Source organism: Asanoa sp. NPDC049573 (assembly GCF_040676615.1).
Lineage (GTDB): Bacteria > Actinomycetota > Actinomycetes > Mycobacteriales > Micromonosporaceae > Asanoa.
The window spans coordinates 326,717-343,212 of record NZ_JBFAPI010000003.1; the positions used below are offsets into that span (position 1 = coordinate 326,717).

Annotated in this window: 16 protein-coding genes and 1 pseudogene; 11 read left to right on the top strand and 6 right to left on the bottom strand. The window is 73.4% G+C overall.

Going from position 1 to position 16,496, the window contains the following annotated elements; translation table 11 throughout:
* The first annotated feature begins 3 nt into the window (after positions 1 to 3).
* Positions 4 to 1,557: a glutamine-hydrolyzing GMP synthase gene (gene guaA / locus AB0J74_RS08525; RefSeq protein ID WP_363446042.1), complete on the top strand. Its 1,554-nt coding sequence runs from the start codon at positions 4 to 6 to the stop codon at positions 1,555 to 1,557.
* A gap of 156 nt (positions 1,558 to 1,713) precedes the next feature.
* Here guaA and AB0J74_RS08530 read toward each other — a convergent pair whose 3' ends face one another.
* Complete coding sequence (locus tag AB0J74_RS08530) at positions 1,714 to 2,166, bottom strand: hypothetical protein (RefSeq protein ID WP_363446044.1); 453 nt, start codon at positions 2,164 to 2,166, stop codon at positions 1,714 to 1,716.
* Positions 2,167 to 2,949: 783 nt separating this feature from the next.
* Positions 2,950 to 3,168 (bottom strand): annotated as a pseudogene (locus tag AB0J74_RS08535) (PspC domain-containing protein); the annotation flags it as partial.
* A 146-nt stretch (positions 3,169 to 3,314) separates the two neighbouring features.
* On the opposite strand from AB0J74_RS08535, the gene AB0J74_RS08540 reads away from it, so the two are divergent.
* From AB0J74_RS08540 to AB0J74_RS08555, 4 genes are all read left to right on the top strand, one after another.
* Complete coding sequence (locus tag AB0J74_RS08540; RefSeq protein ID WP_363446046.1) at positions 3,315 to 4,271, top strand: NUDIX domain-containing protein; 957 nt, start codon at positions 3,315 to 3,317, stop codon at positions 4,269 to 4,271.
* A 23-nt stretch (positions 4,272 to 4,294) separates the two neighbouring features.
* Complete coding sequence (locus AB0J74_RS08545; protein ID WP_363446048.1) at positions 4,295 to 5,203, top strand: NUDIX domain-containing protein; 909 nt, start codon at positions 4,295 to 4,297, stop codon at positions 5,201 to 5,203.
* 334 nt (positions 5,204 to 5,537) lie between these two features.
* On the top strand, positions 5,538 to 6,416 hold the full coding sequence (locus AB0J74_RS08550) for a CDP-alcohol phosphatidyltransferase family protein (protein WP_363446049.1): 879 nt from the start codon (positions 5,538 to 5,540) through the stop codon (positions 6,414 to 6,416).
* A gap of 54 nt (positions 6,417 to 6,470) precedes the next feature.
* Positions 6,471 to 7,043: a DinB family protein gene (locus AB0J74_RS08555; protein ID WP_363446051.1), complete on the top strand. Its 573-nt coding sequence runs from the start codon at positions 6,471 to 6,473 to the stop codon at positions 7,041 to 7,043.
* Here AB0J74_RS08555 and AB0J74_RS08560 read toward each other — a convergent pair.
* Positions 7,040 to 7,669, bottom strand: coding sequence for a TetR family transcriptional regulator (locus AB0J74_RS08560; protein WP_363446053.1), 630 nt, complete (start codon positions 7,667 to 7,669; stop codon positions 7,040 to 7,042). The two genes, AB0J74_RS08555 and AB0J74_RS08560, sit on opposite strands and share 4 nt — an antisense overlap.
* Positions 7,670 to 7,757: 88 nt before the next feature.
* On the opposite strand from AB0J74_RS08560, the gene AB0J74_RS08565 reads away from it, so the two are divergent.
* The 5 genes from AB0J74_RS08565 to AB0J74_RS08585 are packed head-to-tail and all read left to right on the top strand — an operon-like array spanning position 7,758 to position 11,961.
* A complete protein-coding gene (locus tag AB0J74_RS08565; protein ID WP_363446055.1) occupies positions 7,758 to 8,318 on the top strand; it encodes a biotin transporter BioY in 561 nt (186 codons plus the stop codon).
* Complete coding sequence (locus tag AB0J74_RS08570) at positions 8,315 to 9,553, top strand: fatty acid--CoA ligase family protein (protein WP_363446056.1); 1,239 nt, start codon at positions 8,315 to 8,317, stop codon at positions 9,551 to 9,553. The genes AB0J74_RS08565 and AB0J74_RS08570 overlap by 4 nt, the downstream gene beginning before the upstream one ends.
* Positions 9,546 to 10,673, top strand: a complete 1,128-nt coding sequence (locus tag AB0J74_RS08575; protein ID WP_363446058.1) for a thiolase family protein — start codon at positions 9,546 to 9,548, stop codon at positions 10,671 to 10,673. Before AB0J74_RS08570 ends, AB0J74_RS08575 begins: the two co-directional genes overlap by 8 nt.
* Positions 10,670 to 11,368 carry an ABC transporter ATP-binding protein gene (locus AB0J74_RS08580; protein WP_363446060.1) on the top strand — a complete coding sequence of 233 codons (699 nt, stop codon included), beginning with the start codon at positions 10,670 to 10,672 and terminating at the stop codon, positions 11,366 to 11,368. Before AB0J74_RS08575 ends, AB0J74_RS08580 begins: the two co-directional genes overlap by 4 nt.
* The gene (locus AB0J74_RS08585) at positions 11,365 to 11,961 is read left to right on the top strand and encodes an energy-coupling factor transporter transmembrane protein EcfT (RefSeq protein ID WP_363446062.1); all 597 of its coding nucleotides are present in this window, start codon (positions 11,365 to 11,367) and stop codon (positions 11,959 to 11,961) included. The genes AB0J74_RS08580 and AB0J74_RS08585 overlap by 4 nt, the downstream gene beginning before the upstream one ends.
* Here AB0J74_RS08585 and AB0J74_RS08590 read toward each other — a convergent pair.
* From AB0J74_RS08590 to AB0J74_RS08600, 3 genes are all read right to left on the bottom strand, one after another.
* On the bottom strand, positions 11,958 to 13,205 hold the full coding sequence (locus AB0J74_RS08590) for a phosphatidylserine decarboxylase (RefSeq protein WP_363446064.1): 1,248 nt from the start codon (positions 13,203 to 13,205) through the stop codon (positions 11,958 to 11,960). The two genes, AB0J74_RS08585 and AB0J74_RS08590, sit on opposite strands and share 4 nt — an antisense overlap.
* Positions 13,206 to 13,330: 125 nt before the next feature.
* A complete protein-coding gene (locus tag AB0J74_RS08595) occupies positions 13,331 to 13,639 on the bottom strand; it encodes a hypothetical protein (protein WP_363446066.1) in 309 nt (102 codons plus the stop codon).
* Positions 13,636 to 15,081 (bottom strand): PspC domain-containing protein, encoded by a 1,446-nt coding sequence (locus tag AB0J74_RS08600; RefSeq protein ID WP_363446068.1) that lies wholly within the window; start codon positions 15,079 to 15,081, stop codon positions 13,636 to 13,638. Before AB0J74_RS08600 ends, AB0J74_RS08595 begins: the two co-directional genes overlap by 4 nt.
* Positions 15,082 to 15,233: 152 nt before the next feature.
* On the opposite strand from AB0J74_RS08600, the gene AB0J74_RS08605 reads away from it, so the two are divergent.
* Positions 15,234 to 16,496, top strand: coding sequence for a PspC domain-containing protein (locus tag AB0J74_RS08605; RefSeq protein ID WP_363446596.1), 1,263 nt, complete (start codon positions 15,234 to 15,236; stop codon positions 16,494 to 16,496).

Here is a 16,496-nt window from a genome sequence, read left to right on the forward strand (position 1 = left end):
CGCATGACCATGCCTCGCCCGGTACTCGTCGTCGATTACGGCGCGCAATACGCACAGCTCATCGCACGCCGGGTGCGGGAGGCCAAGGTCTACTCCGAGATCGTGCCGCACACCATGCCGGTCAAGGAGATGCTGGCCAAGGACCCGGTCGCGATCATCCTGTCCGGCGGCCCGTCCAGCGTCTATGAAGCGGGTGCCCCGCAGGTCGAGAGCGACCTGTTCGAGACCGGCGTCCCGGTGTTCGGCATCTGCTACGGCTTCCAGGCGATGGCCCGGGCCCTCGGCGGCACGGTGGCACACACCGGTCGGCGCGAGTTCGGTGGCACCGAGTTGCGCGTGGCGCCCGAGGCCGGTGTGCTGCTCCGCGACCTGCCGGCGTCCCTGCCGGTGTGGATGAGCCACGGCGACAGTGTGACCGCGGCGCCGGCCGGCTTCACGGTCACGGCCGCGACGCCGGGCGCCGAGGTGGCGGCGTTCGAAGACCTGGCGGGCCGGCGGGCCGGCACCCAGTTCCACCCGGAGGTCGGCCACACGGCTCACGGGCAGGACATGCTCACCAGGTTCCTCTACGACATCGCCGGCATCGAGCCCAGCTGGACGTCCGACAACATCATCGACGACCAGGTGGCCGCGATCCGCGCCCAGGTCGGCGACAAGGAGGTCATCTGCGGCCTGTCGGGCGGCGTCGACTCCGCAGTGGCCGCGGCCCTGGTCCACAAAGCGGTCGGCGACCAACTCACCTGCGTCTTCGTCGACCACGGCCTGCTCCGCGCGGGCGAGGCCGAGCAGGTCGAGGAAGACTACGTGGCCGCGACGGGCGTGAAGCTCAAGGTCGTCGACGCGGCCGACCGCTTCCTGACCGCGCTCGCCGACGTGACCGACCCGGAGCAGAAACGAAAGATCATCGGCCGCGAGTTCATCCGGGTCTTCGAGCAGGCGGCCCGCGAAGTCGCCGCGGAAGGCGACGTCGAGTTCCTGGTGCAGGGCACCCTCTACCCCGACGTGGTCGAGTCGGGCGGCGGCACCGGCACCGCCAACATCAAGTCCCACCACAACGTCGGCGGCCTGCCCGAAGACCTCAAGTTCTCCCTGGTCGAGCCGCTCCGCACGCTGTTCAAGGACGAGGTCCGGGCCCTGGGCGCAGCCTTGGGCCTGCCCGACCCGATGGTCTGGCGCCACCCCTTCCCGGGGCCGGGCCTGGCGATCCGCATCATCGGCGCGGTCAGCCGCGACCGCCTCGAGGTCCTGCGCGCGGCAGACAAGATCGCCCGCGAAGAACTAACGGCGGCCGGCCTCGACCGCGACGTCTGGCAGTTCCCGGTGGTCCTACTCGCCGACGTCCGCAGCGTCGGCGTCCAGGGCGACGGCCGCACCTACGGCCACCCGGTGGTCCTCCGCCCGGTCTCCAGCGAAGACGCGATGACCGCCGACTGGTCCCGCCTGCCCTACGACCTGCTGGCCCGCATCTCCACCAGAATCACCAACGAGGTCCCCGAAGTAAACCGCGTCGTCCTCGACGTCACGAGCAAGCCCCCGGGCACCATCGAGTGGGAGTAACCACCCCGCCCGATTGACCGCGCCCCCGGGTCCACGCCCGCTCACCGCCCAACCACGCGTCGCGCCGACGCGTGTGACGCGACCCGCGAGGACGGTCCGCCACCGGTCCGCCTCGGCGAGCCAGAACCTGCGGGGCCCGTGTCTGGTCGATCATCGTCACCCAGGACGGACCGGACCGGGCGCAGCTGCGCGAGTGGAGCGAGCCGAACCGGGCCGGGTGGAGCTGAGCGAGTCGAGCCGAGCCACGACGATCTGCACCGAGCCGAGGTGAGCCACGCCGGGCCGGGCCACGCCGGGCCGGGCCACGCCGGGCCGGGCCACGCCGGGCCGGGCCACGCCGGGCCGGGCCACGCCGGGCCGGGCCACGCCGGGCCGGGCCACGCCGGGCCGAGCCGGGCCACGCCGGGCCACGCCGGGCCGAGCCCACGCCGGGCCGGGCCACGCCGAGCCACGCCGGGCCGGGCCGAGCCGGGCCGAGCCGAGCGACGCCGAGCCACGCCGGGCCGAGCCACGCCGAGCTGGGCCACGTCGGGCCGCGCCGTTGACGGCGGGACCGGAGTCGGGCTGTTCGTGGCCGCCTGCCGCGTTGGCGAGCCCGCGTCGGTTCACCTGGCGTGGCTTGCGGCTGGTGACTTGGTAGCGGGGACCTCTCTGCCAGCGCCTACATGCTTCGCCATGTAGCTACATGGAAAAACATGTGGGCACTGGCAGACACCTACCCGGACTCCGCCGTTGGGATCTGGGGTGCCGCTGCCACAGGCCGGGTTGTAGCCGGATCTGGGCGTGCTGCCCCAAGAGCTGATGGCCCGCCGCCGCCCGACGCTTGCTCCAGGGAAGGGTCTACGTCGGTCACGCGTGCGCGGCGGCCACCACCGGCCTAGGCTCGTCCGCCCGCGGGCGGCTAGTCCCGGCGCCTGGCTGTGCCAGACCTAGCTAAGAATGCTGCTGGCCAGGCCACGACCTTGGCCGAGCACCCTGGTGCGAAGGGGCCGACGTCGTCGGTCCCCAGCGGACGGTTGTGGCCGACGGCCATGCCCCCGGTGGCCGCCGAGCCCTACGTGGAGGGTCGCCGGCCGGTCGTCTTGGCCGAGGTCGCCGCCCCGCGGCGTGGGTTGGGGCCGAGTTCGAGCCGGGCCCGGGACGCCGCGGGGGGTGATCCTCGGCCGAGCGGGGTCACGCGCGCGGCGGCGTGTCGCCCTCGCCCGGCGTGGTGCCGCCTGCCGGCGGCTGGTGCGACGGGGTGTCGTACGGTGCGTGGTCGGCCGGCGCCTGGTAGGGCGCGGGGTCCGGGTTGGATGGTGGCTGGTAGGTCGGCGGCTGGTAGTGGCTGTTGCCGTGCGTCGCACTCTGCCAGTTGGCCGACGCGCCGCCGCCCTGCCACGGGCTTGCCATCGGCGCCATCGCGTGGTCTTCGGGCATCAGGAACCACAGCACCGGGTAGGCGAACAGGGCCAGGCCGCCGGTCAGGACCACGGTGACCGCGAAGATCACGCGCATCAGGACCGGGTCGACGCCGAAGTAGCGGCCTAGGCCGCCGCAGACGCCGGCGATGATCTTGTCGTCGGTGGTTCGGCGGAGTTGTTTGTACGGTGGGTTCGCGCTCGTCGTCATGCTTCAACAGTCCACCCGACAGGACGGTCCTACCTCGGGTACCGCCCGGACCCGTACCCTGAATCCTGACCCCTGCGGGTGATCAGGTGTCAGCAATCCGACTCCGCCCCCGGAGGTGTCGTGTGATTCGGGAAGAATCTCCCTCTGTGACCCCTGCGCTCGAACCCCTCCGCCGCATCGCGGCCTACGCCGTCTGCACCGACGGCAGCGGTCGCGTGCTGCTCGTCCGGGCCTCGACGCGCTCCGGCACCCCTGGTGCCTGGTCGCTACCCGGCGGCGCCGTCGATCACGGCGAAGACCCCAACCACACGGTCGTACGCGAGACCGCCGCCGAGACCGGTCTGTCCATCACGGTCACCGGGCTGTACGACGTCCTCGCCGACATGCGGGCCCTCCCGCACCGCGGTGTCACCATCCACACCGACCGCCTCATCTACGCGGCCTCGGTCCGTGGCGGCACCCTGCTCGACCGGGTCGGCCAACCGACCGACCTGGCCCGCTGGCACACCCTCGACGAGGCCAAGGGCCTGCCGCTGCGCCCGTTCACCGCCAACGCGCTCGGCCTCCCGCCGGGCTCGATCGACCTGCGGCCCGACGAGACCCCGGACTTCCCCTCGTTCTACGCCGCGCCCGGCCCCGACGGCCTGCACCGCGCCCAGCGTTTCGCCGCCTACGCCGTGGCCACCGACCCGGCCGGCCGGGTGCTGCTGACCCGGGTCGCACCGGGTTACCCCGGCGCCGGCTGCTGGCACCTCCCGGGCGGCGGCACCGACTTCGGCGAGCAGCCCGGCGAGGCGCTGCTCCGCGAACTCGTGGAGGAAACCGGTCAGACGGGGCGATTGGTCGCGCTGCTCGGCGTGGCCAGCCACCGCGACGCGGCGTCGCTCGGCCCGGAGGGCTACCCGATCGACTGGCACGGCGTCCGCGCCTTCTACCGCGTCGCGGTCGACGACCCGGCCGAACCGCGGGTCGGCGACGTCGGCGGCTCGACCGACGAGGCGCGCTGGTTCCCGGCCGGCGAACTGCGCGACCTGCCGCCCGCGGCCATCACCGAAGTCACCGCCGACGCGGTCCGCGCCGCCTTCGGGGAGCACGCCGGCTGACGCCGACTTAAGATCATTTCTTGATGGAGCAACGGCGGCGGATCGGCGCGTACGGGCTGTGCCGGGACAACGGGCGGGTGTTGCTCGCCCGCTCGTCCGACGAGTCGGACTTTCCCGGTGTCTGGCAGATCCCCGGCGGCGGGCTCGAGCACGGCGAGTCGCCCGCGCACGCGCTCGTCCGCGAGTACCGCGAGGAGACCGGCCTGGAGATCGCGATCCGCCGGCCGCTGACCGCGCTGGCCTCCGTCCGCGAGCTCTGGGACATCGACGTCGCCTGGCATTTCGACCTGATCGTGTACGAGGTCGAGGTGCGCACCGGCATCCTGCGTCGCGAGGTCGCCGGTACCAGTGACGACGTCGTCTGGGTGCCCGAGAGCGACCTGCCCGGCCTGCGGCTGATGCCGTTCACCGCCGAGTTGCTCGGCCAGCCGGTGGTCCCGCTCGACTTCGCCGCACCGCACCCGCTCGGGCGCCGCCGGCCGCCACCGCCGCGGCCGACGGACCGGGGGCAACGATTCGCGGCGTACGGCCTGGTGACTTCGCCGCGCGGCGTACTCCTGACGCTGATCTCCGAAGGTTTTCCCGGCGCCGGAAAGTGGCACCTGCCGGGCGGCGGCACCGACTTCGGGGAGCAGCCCGCGGCCGGGCTGCTGCGCGAGCTCGCGGAGGAGTCGGCCCAGGCGGGGGAGATCGTCGAACTGCTCGCGGTGTCGGACCACCGCAACCCGCGGGCGCTCGGCCCGGAGGGTTATCCGATCGACTGGCATGCCGTCCGGGTGGTCTACCGGGTCGCCGTCGCGACCCCCACGGAGCCGCGGGTGACCGAAGTGAGCGGATCGACAGTCGACGCGCGCTGGTTCACACGCGAGGAGGTGCGCGGGCTGACGCTCACCGATGTCGCCGCGGCAGCGATCCCGGCATGGGCCGCCTGAGCTGGCCAGACGTCACAAATCACCAATGTTGCCGCCTAGACGGTATAATCATTGGTTGGGCCTAGAACTCGTATCGCCGGCTATGACACTTAAGTGAATTCTGTCGCGTTTAGGCTCGTTCACCCGATAAAGCGGTGTACGAGTCTCGCCAACGAGCCCCATCTGTGCGATGGTGTAAACCGCAAGATCGGGCGGTCGCTCGACTGGCGGCGGAGCTCCGATCCGGACCTGGAGGGACCACGTGCCGAGAGCCCCTTGGCGTCGGCGTATCACCACCGATAGTCCGCGTCTCGCTTTCGACAGCCCGCGCCCGGGCGGTCGCCGTTGGTACGGCTTGCGTCGCGGCGGCACCACGCTGGCCCGTCAGGTGCTGCGGGTGCGGGTCGGCCGGCGCTCCCGGATGACGGTGATGCACCCCGACAGCCACGCCGTCGACCCGCTGGTGATCCGCGAGATCCAGGCGATCGCTCCGGTCAGCCCGGCGATGGGCCCCAGCGAGGCCGCGCCGACGGTCGGCATGTCGATCCCGCTGCTGCCGGGCGATCGCACGCTGGCCCGCCGCTTCAAGTTCGCCGTGGTCAACGCCTGCACGCTGTCGAGCCTCGGCCTGGGCCTGCTGGCGATCTTCCTGGCCATGCAGTCCGAGGTCCGCCTGGCCGCGATCTGCCTGGTCGCCTGCGTGATCTTCGACGGCCTCGACGGCATCCTGGCCCGCCGCCTCGGCGTCGCCAGCCCATTCGGCGCCCAGATGGACTCGCTGGCCGACATGTGCTCGTTCGGCCTGGCCGCGCCCGTTGTCGTCTACGCGTCGCTGGCCGGCACCGTCTCGACCGCCGCCGCGGCGATAGCCTGCGCGCTGGTCGCCGGCTGCGCGGCGATCCGCCTGGCCCGCTTCAACGTCTCACCGAAGGACGGCCGCTTCTTCTGCGGCGTGCCGACCACGATGGCCGCCGCGGTGCTCGCCCTGGCCGTGTTGATCGGTCTCCCGGTCTCGGGCCTTCTCGTGGTGGCCGGCGTCGCGATCCTGGCCTTCGCGATGGTCTCGAGCTTCCCCTACGCCAAGCTGGCACGCCTGGTGAAGCTGCCGCCGTGGCTCCTGGTCCTCCCGGTCGTCGGCGCATTGCTCGACATCCGCGTCACCTTCGTCGCGATCGTCGTGGCCTACCTGGCCAGCGGCCCGTTGCTCTGGCTCCGGCAGCGCCACACGGTCTGAGTCGCGCCGCCCGCCGGTTGAGCACACCGGCGGGCCGTGGCAGGCTCGTCGGTCATGATCGACGAGTTCGCCAAGGACTACCTGCACCGCGATTTGCGGGTGACCCGCGAAGCGCTGTTGTGGAAGCTCGACGGCCTCTCCGAGTACGACGTCCGCCGCCCGATGACCTTGACCGGGACCAACCTGCTCGGCCTGGTCAAGCACCTCTCGCTCTGGCAGTCCAAATACTTCGGCGAGGTCTTCGACCGGCCCTTCCCCGAGCCGCTCCCGCGCTGGGACGACCCGGCCGCCGACGGCCCCGACATGTGGGCGACCGAGCACGAGACGCGCGCCGAGATCGTCGAGCGCTACCGGCGCGTCTGCGACCACGCCGACGCGACGATCGAGGCGTTGGCGATCGACGCGCCCGGCCACGTGCCCTGGTGGCCCCGGCCCGACGTCAAGCTGTTCAACATCATGGTGCACAGCCTGGCCGAGACCAGCCGGCACGCGGGTCACGCCGACATCCTGCGCGAGCAGATCGACGGGGCCACCGGCACACGGGCCGAACGGGAAGACGCGCACGGCGCGCAATTCTGGGCCGACCGCCGCGCGGAGATCGAGCGCGCGGCAAAAGCGGCCACCTAACGGTCGGCCGCCGCGCGGGACTGGGCGTCGAGGCCCGCCACCAGCAAGGTGATGCCCAGGTCGAAGGCCTGCGGCTCGCGGGTGTCGACGGCCGGGTCTTCGCGGTCAAGGGAATGCTCCCGCGCCACGGCGCCCAGGCTGTCGGCCTGGATGCGCTGCTGGCGGTGGAAGGCGTGGCCGACGATGAAGTGGACCATGGTCTCCGCGGCCAGGGCCGTCGTCTTCTCGTCGAAGCCGCCCACGCCGATCGCGGCTGCCAGCCTGCGGTGCAGGTCGCCGGCGCCGAGGCCGAGCGCCAGCGTGCTGGACACCACCTCGGCCCCGTCCTTGTAGGCCAGCAGCGCGTCGTGCAGCGCCGCCGCCTCCGCGCGTACCCCCGTCTGCCAATCGCCCGCCGCCGCGGCCAAGGGGCGCGCCGCGGCGATGATCCGGTCGGAGACCGCCGCCAGCAGGGTCTGCTTGTTGGGGAAGTGCCAGTAGAGCGCGCTCGGCTGAACACCTAGCGTGGCCGCCAGGTGGCGCATCGTCAGGTCGGGTAGGCCCTGCTGGTCGAGGATGCGCAGCGCGGCGTCGACGACGTCATCGCGAGTGTTGCGGGCGTAACCGGCGCTATCCGATCTCGGCATGCCGCCAGTATAGTGAACGCCGTTCAGGAGAACGGTGTTCAGGTGAACGGCGTTCGGGAGGGGAAGGGCTGTGCGGCAGCAGTTCGAGATGCGAGACCTGACGCGGATCGTGGTGTTCGCGGCCATCATCGCCGTGCTCGGGATCCCGGGCGCGATCACGGTGCCGGGCGGCGCGGTGCCGATCACGGCGCAGACCCTGGGTGTCATGCTCGCCGGCGCGGTGCTCGGCCCGTGGCGGGGCGCGAGCGCCGTCGTGATCTTCCTGCTGCTCGTCCTCGCGGGTCTGCCGCTGCTGTCCGGCGGTCGCGGCGGGGCCGGCGTCTTCATGGGCCCGTCGGCCGGCTTCCTGATCGGCTGGATCTTCGGTGCCTTCGTCGTCGGCGCGATCGTGCGGTTCGGGGCACGGCCGCCGGTCTGGTGGCGCACCGCGCTGGGTTGTTTCATCGGCGGGGCATTGGTCGTGTACGCGATCGGCGTCCCGGTGCAGTCGCTGGTCACCCGCCTGCCGATCAGCAAGACCCTGGTGACCACCGCCGCCTTCCTGCCCGGCGACCTGCTCAAGGCCGTGGTCGCCACGATCATCACGATGGCCCTGTGGCGGGCCTACCCCCGCGCGTTCGGCGACCCGACCCGCCGGGTGGCCGCGTGACCGGGCTCGTCTGCGGCGACACCGTCCTCACCGACGACGACCTGCGCGAGCGGATCGCCGCCGCCGGCGCCGCCGGCGTCGACACACCCGGGCGGGCGGTGCCGATCCGGGCCACCGACCGGGTCGACGCGCTGGTCACCGCGCTCGCGGTGCGCGCGGCCGGCGGCGTGCCGCTGGTCGGCGACGACCGCTGGGACGGCGCCTACTGGGCCGCCCTGAAGGACCGGGTGGACGCGGCCGCGCCGGCGCCCGGGATGGCCTGGGGGACGTTCACGAGCGGCAGCACGGGTACGCCCCGGGTGGTGCTGCGCACCGAGGAGTCCTGGTCGGCGTCGTTCCCGGCCGTCGAGCGGCTGACCGGCCTGACCGCCGCGGACGTGGTCTACCTACCGTCGCCGCTGGTCTCCTCGGTCACCATGTTCTCCGTCGCTCATGCCCGCGCGTGTGGCGCCACCGTCGTGCTCCCGCGCACGCACAGCGTCTCGGCCGCGGACCTGGCGAACGCCACCGTGCTGCACGGCACCCCGTACGCGTTGCGCGACATCCTCGAGCGGATCGAGTCCGGCTCGGCACACCGGCTGCGGGTCGCCCTGGTCGGGGGTGCGCGCCTCGATCCCCGGCTGCGGGCCCGGGCCGAGGCCGCCGGGATCGCGGTGGTCAGCTACTACGGCGCCGCCGAACTGTCCTTCGTGGCCACCGACGCCGACGGCAGCGGGCTGCGCCCGTTCGACGGTGTCGAGATCCGGGTCGTCGACGGCGTGCTGTGGGTCCGCTCCGGCTATTTCGCCGGCGGCTATCTCGGCGACGTCGACGGACCGTTCCGGCGCACCGCCGACGGCTGGGGAACGGTCGGCGACCTGGCCGCCGACGGCCCGATCCCACTGCGGCTACGCGGCCGTGGTGACGGTGCGATCCTGACCGCGGCCGCCACCGTCGTCCCCGAAGACGTCGAGGCGGCGCTGCTCGGCATCGACGGGATCGCCGACGCCGTCGTGTTCGCCCTGCCGCACGAGCGGGCCGGCGACCTCGTCGCGGCGGTGATCGAACCGGCGGCCGGCCGGCGCCCGCCGACCGCCGGCGAGCTGCGGGCCCGGGTGGGCACGCTGCTGACCGGCACGCACCGGCCGCGCCGCTGGTTCTGGGTCGACCGGCTGCCGCGGACCGCCGCGGGCAAGCCGGCCCGGGAGCAGATCAGGCAGGGCGCGATCGAAGGTCGGGTGGCTCGGGTTGTCTGAGTTCCCTGTCGTGGTCGCCGCCCGGCGTACCCCGATCACGGTCAACGGCGGTGGGTTGGCCCACCGCACCGCCGCGGAACTCGCCGCGCCGGTCATCCGGGCCTGCGTCGACGACGCCGGGCCGCTCGGACCGGTCGGCGATGTCGTGCTGGGCAACACGATGGGTCCGGGCGGCAACATCGCGCGGGTGGCGGCCCTGGCCGCCGGGCTCGGCGTCGCGGTGCCCGGCATGACCATCGACCGGCAGTGCGGCAGCGGGTTGGCGGCGATCATCACGGCCGCCGAATCGGTCCGCGCGGGTGACGGCCGGCTGCGGATCGCCGGCGGGGTGGAGAGTTGCTCGACCGCACCGACCCGGATCGCGGACGGGGTCGCCTACCGCCGGGCGCCGTTCGCGCCGCCGGGGCACGCCGACCCCGACATGGTGCGGGCCGCGCAGGACCTGGCCGTGCTCGACGGGATCGGGCGGGACCGGCAGGACGCGTACGCCGCCCGCAGCCACCGCCTGGCCGTGGCCGCCCGGGACCGCGGCGGGTTCGCCGCCGAGATCGTGCCGGTCGACGCAGTGACCGCCGACAGTGGTCCGCGGGCGCGGGTGCCCACGATGCTCGGCCGGTTCCCGCCGCTGTTCCCGGACGCGGGCGGCACGCTGACCGCGGGCAACTCCTGCCGCGACGCGGACGGTGCCGCGGCGGTCGCGATCGGCACGGGCGGGGCGCCCGGGCTGGCGATCATCGCGACGGCCACCGTGGGCTGCGATCCGGCGTTGCCCGGCCTCGGCCCGGTCGGCGCCGTCGAGACCCTGCTGAAGAACGCCGGCCGCGACCTGGCCGAGATCGCCGCCATCGAACTCGTCGAGGCCTTCGCCGCACAGGCGCTGGCTTCACTGACCCGGTTGGGCCTCGCCGACGCCGAGACACACGAGGTCGACGAGCGGGTCTGTGCCGACGGCGGCGCGCTCGCACTCGGCCACCCCTGGGGTGCCAGCGCCGCGGTGAGCGTGGTCCGGCTGTTCAGCCGGCTTGTCCGCGGTGGCGCCCCGGCCGGCACGCTCGGCCTGGCCACGGCCGCCGTGGGCGGCGGCCTGGGCGTGGCCGCCCTGTTCGAGGTCGTGCGATGAGCGAGCGCGCCATCGTGCTCGACAACGTGAGCGTCGACTACCCGGGCGGCCGCACCGCCGTGCGCGAGTTGTCGGTGCGGCTGAACGAGCGCCGGATCGCGGTCATCGGGTCGAACGGCTCCGGCAAGTCGACCTTCGCCCGCACGCTCAACGGCCTGGTCACCCCGAGCACCGGCACGGTTCGCGTACACGGGCTGGATCCGACCCGGCAGGCCAAGGAACTGCGTCGCCGGGTCGGCTTCGTGTTCAGCAACCCGGACACCCAGATCATCATGCCGACGGTGGCCGAGGACGCCGCGTTCTCGCTGCGCCGCCGCGGCCTGTCCCGGGCCGAGATCGCCGCCCGGGTCGCGGCCGCGCTCGAGCGGGTCGGCCTGAGCGACTACGCCGACTCGCCGGCCCACTCGCTCTCGGGCGGTGAGAAGCAACTGCTGGCGCTGTGCGCGGTGCTGATCGGGGAGCCCGGCCTGGTGGTCGCCGACGAGCCGACCGCCTACCTCGACGGGGTCAACAGCCGGCGCATCGCGGGGTTCCTGCTCGACCAGATGCCGCAGCAACTGGTGCTGGTCACCCACGACCTGCGGCTCGCCGCCCGGTGCGACGTCGCGGTGCGGTTCGACGGCGGGCGCCTGGTCGACCAGGGCGAGCCGGGCCCGGTGATCGCCCGCTACGAGCGGGACCAGGACCTGGCGTGATCTCGCTCTACCGGCCCGGCGACAGCGTGTTCCACCGGCTCCCGGCCGGCCCGAAGCTGTTGGTCGTGATGGCGCTGGCCCTGGCCGTCTCGCTCGCGCCGGCCGAGCCGTGGCTGCTGGCCGGCACGGCCGTGCTGGTGTCCGGCGGCTACCTGCTCGCCGGCCTGGGGCTGGCCGAGGCCGGCCGGCAGCTCTGGACACTCCGCTGGCTCGTCGTGGTGATGGTGGTCAGCCAGGTGTTCTTCCTGCCCGGGCGCACCGTGGCGGCCAACGTCGTGCGGGTCGTCGCGGTGATCCTGCTGGCCAACCTGGTCACCCTCACCACCCGCACCGACGACCTGGTCGACGCGATCGAGCGGGCGTTGGCACCGTTGCGGCACCTGCGGGTCAACCCGGGCCGGGTCGCGCTGATGCTCTCGATGACCATCACCACGATCCCGGTCATCGCCGGGTACGCGGCCCAGATCCGCGAGGCCCAGCGCGCCCGTGGCGTACCGGTGGCGCCGCTCGCCTTTGTCGTGCCCCTCCTGGTGATGGCCCTCAAGCACGCCGACGACCTGGCCGACGCGCTGACCGCCCGCGGGGTCGACTAGCGCCAGCGCGCGATCACCGATGCGCCGCCCAGCACCCGGTCGCCGGGCGCGACCAGCGCGTCGGCGGTGTCGGCCGGCAGGTAGACGTCGGTGCGCGAGCCGAAGCGGATGAGGCCGAGGCGCTCGCCCCGGGCCAGCAGCGCGCCGACCGGCGCTCGCTGCACGATCCGGCGGGCGATCAGGCCGGTGCGCTGTGCCACCACGACCGTGCCGCGCGGGGTGTCGAGCACCGTGTAGGCGGCGACGTTGTGCTCGGCCGCCGGTTTCATCGCCGCCGCGTAGCCACCGTCGGTGACGAAGTAGTCGACCACCTTGCCGGCCACCGGCGCGCGGTTGACGTGCACGTCGAGGACGGAGAGGAAGACCGCGATGCGGAGGAACTCGCTGTCGCCGAAGCGGTCGTCGGCCAGCCGCTCGACCGAGAGCACCTTGCCGTCGGAGGCGGCGACCACGGCGGAGGCGTCTTCGGGCACGTCGCGCTCGGGGTCACGGAAGAAGGCGGCCACCGGCAGGGCGGCCAGGGCCGGCACCAGCCAGAGCTTCGACTGCGGCCGGGCCCGGCGGGCCAGCGCGGCCAGACCGAACGCGATGCCGGCGGCGGCCACGCCGTTGGAGTCGATGTGCATGCCGCGGGTCAGCGGCACGCTCGACGGCCGGTAGGCCGGCGCGAGCCGCTCGGCCGCCGCCGCCTCTGCGGGGGAGAACCGCAGCCGGTGCACCCGGACCGGCGGCCGGTTGGCCAGCACCAGGTCGGAGCCGACGCCGAAGAGCGCCGCCTGCCGGTCGAGCTCGGCGGCGGCGCCACCGGTCAGGCCGGGCAGGGCCGGCGCCGCGATGCTGAGCACGCCGCCGTCGGCGAGGTATTTCGCCAGCCCGTCGATGGTGGCCCGGGCGTCTTCGGCCGAACCGGTGAGCGGCTCGGCGACGATCACGATCTGCGCCGCGTCGGACTCGCCGACCGACTCGGCCACCCGGACGCGGTCATCGACCCACTGGCCCTGCTGGTGGACGTGGGCGCGCAGCGCGGCGCTCGTGGTGCCCGAGGCCGGCGTGACAACCAGGCTGTCGCCCGGCAGCAGGGTGTCGATCGCGGCCTGGAGCACCGCCGACCCCGGCGCGGCACCGACCACCAGGGCCGACTTCGGGCCTGCGTGGCGGGCAAGCTCCGTGGTGAGCGTGCGCGCGGCGCGCTCGCCGACGTTGTCGCGGCCCTTGGTGGCCTGGTGCGCGGGGGAGGCGGTCATGTCGGGCTGGCTCCTCGGCGGGTCGGGATCGGTGGGCCGGCGGCACGCGCACCCGAGCGGGGCGCGAAAACCAGCTGGCCGGCGGAGGCGAAACCTCCACCGGCCAGCATAGGTGGCGCGGGACGCTAGTCGTGGTTTTGACCACGCGGCGGAGCCGAGACGGGGTCGCCGAGCTCGGCGGTCGGCTCGCCGGCCGGGTCCGGGTCGAGATCGGCCGCCGGCACGGCCGGGCGCTGTGCCGCGCTGGCATTGCGGGTCGACCGGATCGCACCGATCAGCCCCAGCAGCCCCAGCAGGATCAGCGCGAACGCGACCCACCAGCCGGGCGCCGGCACGTCGACGTTGACCACCTGGGCGAAGACCCACCAGCCGAAGATCGCCAGGAAGACGATCGCGAAGGTCAGCGAGAGCAGGTCGGTGCGGTGCGGCTTCATCGGGACACCTCCACGTGACCGGTGTTGACGCTGATGGTCAGCCGCAGGGTGCCACCACCCGCTCCGTCGTCGCCGTTGTCGGCGACGGTGATGGATTGACCGAACCCGCCGGTCGAGCGGTCGAAGACCTGTGCGTCACCGGCGTCGACGTTGACGTCGGCCACCACGTCGACGTTGTCGGGGACGACCACGTCGAGCTCGCCGGCGTTGATCGAGATGTCGACGTCCTTGGTCTGGCCGGCGAAGTCGAGGTTGGTCAGGTCGAGCCGGGCGTCACCGAAGGGCAGCCGGTAGCTCGGCCGCAACTCGGTCATCGTCATCGGCTCCCAGACCGCCGTCCGCGCGCCGAGGTTGTTGTCGTGGTCGACCTGGTATTCGGCGATGGACGAGATGCCCAGGGCCGCCGCGGCTGCGACGCCGAGCGCGATCAACCAGCGGGCCCGGCCCAGCCAGGCGCCGACAAGCAGGCCGAGCGCGATGACCAGCAGCGCGGCCGCGAAGTAGGTGGTCGGGCGCACCCGGATCACGTTGAGCAGGTCGAGCATCGCCACGACGCCCATCGCCACGAAGATCATCGAGAAGGTGGCGGCGCCCAGGGCCGACCGCTCCTTCGGCGGCTTCGGCGGCTTCGGTGGCTTGGCCGCCACGGGCGGCGGCGGTGGCGGCCCGCCGTAGGGCCCGTACGGCGCGAACGGCGGCTGATAGCCCTGCTGCTGCCGGGGCGGGAAGGGCCCGGTCGCGGGCGGCGGGAACTGAGCGGTCGGCGCCGGTGCCTCGTAGGCCCGGGTCGGCTCGTCGACGGCGGCCGGCGGCGGCGCCGCGGCCGGGGTCGGGGTCGGCCCGGTCGGCTGTGCCGGCGTCGCCCGCCACGGTGCGCTGCCCGCCCAGGGTGACACGGTCGACCAGCCGAAACGCTCGCCCGCCGGGCCGCCGGACGGCACCGGCTGCGGCCCGCGCTGGTTGCGGTTGAGTAGCAACGCGCCTCCAATCAGAATCGCGGCGCCGAGCAGGACGGCCCGGAATGCGTCAGAGACCAGGAAGCCGAAGAGCACCGCGCACCCGACGCCGAGGATGATCGCGGTGACCGGCGACATGCTGGACCGGCCCTTGCCGAGCACCGACTCGACCGGCGACGCGGAGTCGCCCTCGGCCGGGATCAGCAGCCAGGCGGTCACGTAGATCAGCACACCGACCGCGAAGAAGACGGTGAGCACCGCGAACAGCACCCGCCACAGGATCGGATCGGTGTTGGTGGCCCGGCCGATCGCGGCGCAGACCCCGGCGAGGTATCGGCCGTTGTGCGGGCGGACCAGCCCGTACCGCGTGGTGAATCCGCCTGTCGTGCCCGCACCCGGCGGCGGGGGCGGCGGTGGTCCGGGCGGCGGCGCGGCGGCCTCGTCCGCCGGGCGCTGGCCGGCCGGTGTCTCGGGGGTGTCGGTCATACCGTCGATACTGGCGGTGCGGGTGCCCGAGCGGCCTCAGGAACGGACCCTGACGCCACCCTGAGATATCGGGCGCCCAGGTTAGGGGGCCTCCCCGTGGTCATTGTGTGGCGTTGCGTGTGACGATCGGAACCACCCGGAAGGAGCCCGTCATCACCGCACCGACTGCACCGCGCCTCTACCGCGCCCGCGACCGCCGCATGGTCGCCGGCGTGGCCGCCGGTCTGGCCGACCACCTCGGCATACCGGCGTCCCGGGTGCGCGTGGCGTTCGTGTTGCTGCTGGGGTTCAGCGGGCTGGGCCTGCTGCTCTACGCCGCGTTCTGGGCGGTGTTGCCGCAACGGGCCCGCACCTCCGACGACGCCACCCGCCGCAGCCTCGCCCAGGTGCTGCCGTTCGTGGTGATGGGCATCGCGGTGCTGATCACCCAGGGCATCCTGCTCAACTCGGTCGGTGCCGCGGCCACCGGCGGCTGGCTGATCGCGCTGGTCGCGGTCGGCGCCGGCGTGATCTGGCACCAGTCCGACCCGGAGCGGCGCCGGCAGTGGAGCGAGACGCTGCCCCAGATGCCCTGGCTCGCGGCGGTGGTCGACGAGAGCGACCGCCGGGCCTTCCTGCTGCGCTTCATCGGCGGCGGCGTGCTGGTCGCGACCGGCATCATCGGCGTCGTCGCGGTCTACGCACCGTCCGGCGACATCGGCGCGGTCGTCAACGGCGTGATCTTCGCGCTGGTCGGCCTGTTCGGCGTCGCGGTGGTCGCCGGCCCCGCGCTGTGGCGGACGTTCAACCAGCTCCGCGCCGAGCGCGAGGGCCGGATCCGGGAGACGGAGCGCGCCGAGGTCGCGGCCATGGTGCACGACCAGGTGCTGCACACGCTCGCCCTGATCCAGCGCAACGCCGGCGACGTCAAGGTGGTGCAGCGGCTCGCCCGCGGCCAGGAGCGCTCGTTGCGCAACTGGCTCTACAAGCCGACCGCGTCGCCGACCGAGCGGTTCGCCGCGGCCCTGGAGCAGGCGGCGGCCGAGGTCGAAGACACCTTCGCGATCACCGTGGAGACCGTCGTGGTCGGCGACCGCGACACCGACGAGCGGGTCGGCGCGCTGGTCGCGGCCGCCCGGGAAGCCATGGTCAACGCCGCCCGGCACGCCAAGGTGCAGACCGTCTCCCTCTACGCCGAGGCCGAGCCGGAGCAGCTGAGCGTGTTCGTCCGCGATCGCGGGGCCGGCTTCGACCCATCTACAGTGGAAGAGACCCGGCACGGGGTGCGCGGCTCGATCATCGGCCGGATGACCCGACACGGTGGCCGGGCGGAGATCCGCAGCGAGCCGGGCACCGGCACCGAGGTCCGATTGTTCCTCCCGATCGCGCGGGTACCCCGCGCCCCAGCTAATGCCGATGCCAGCAAGGACAGGTGA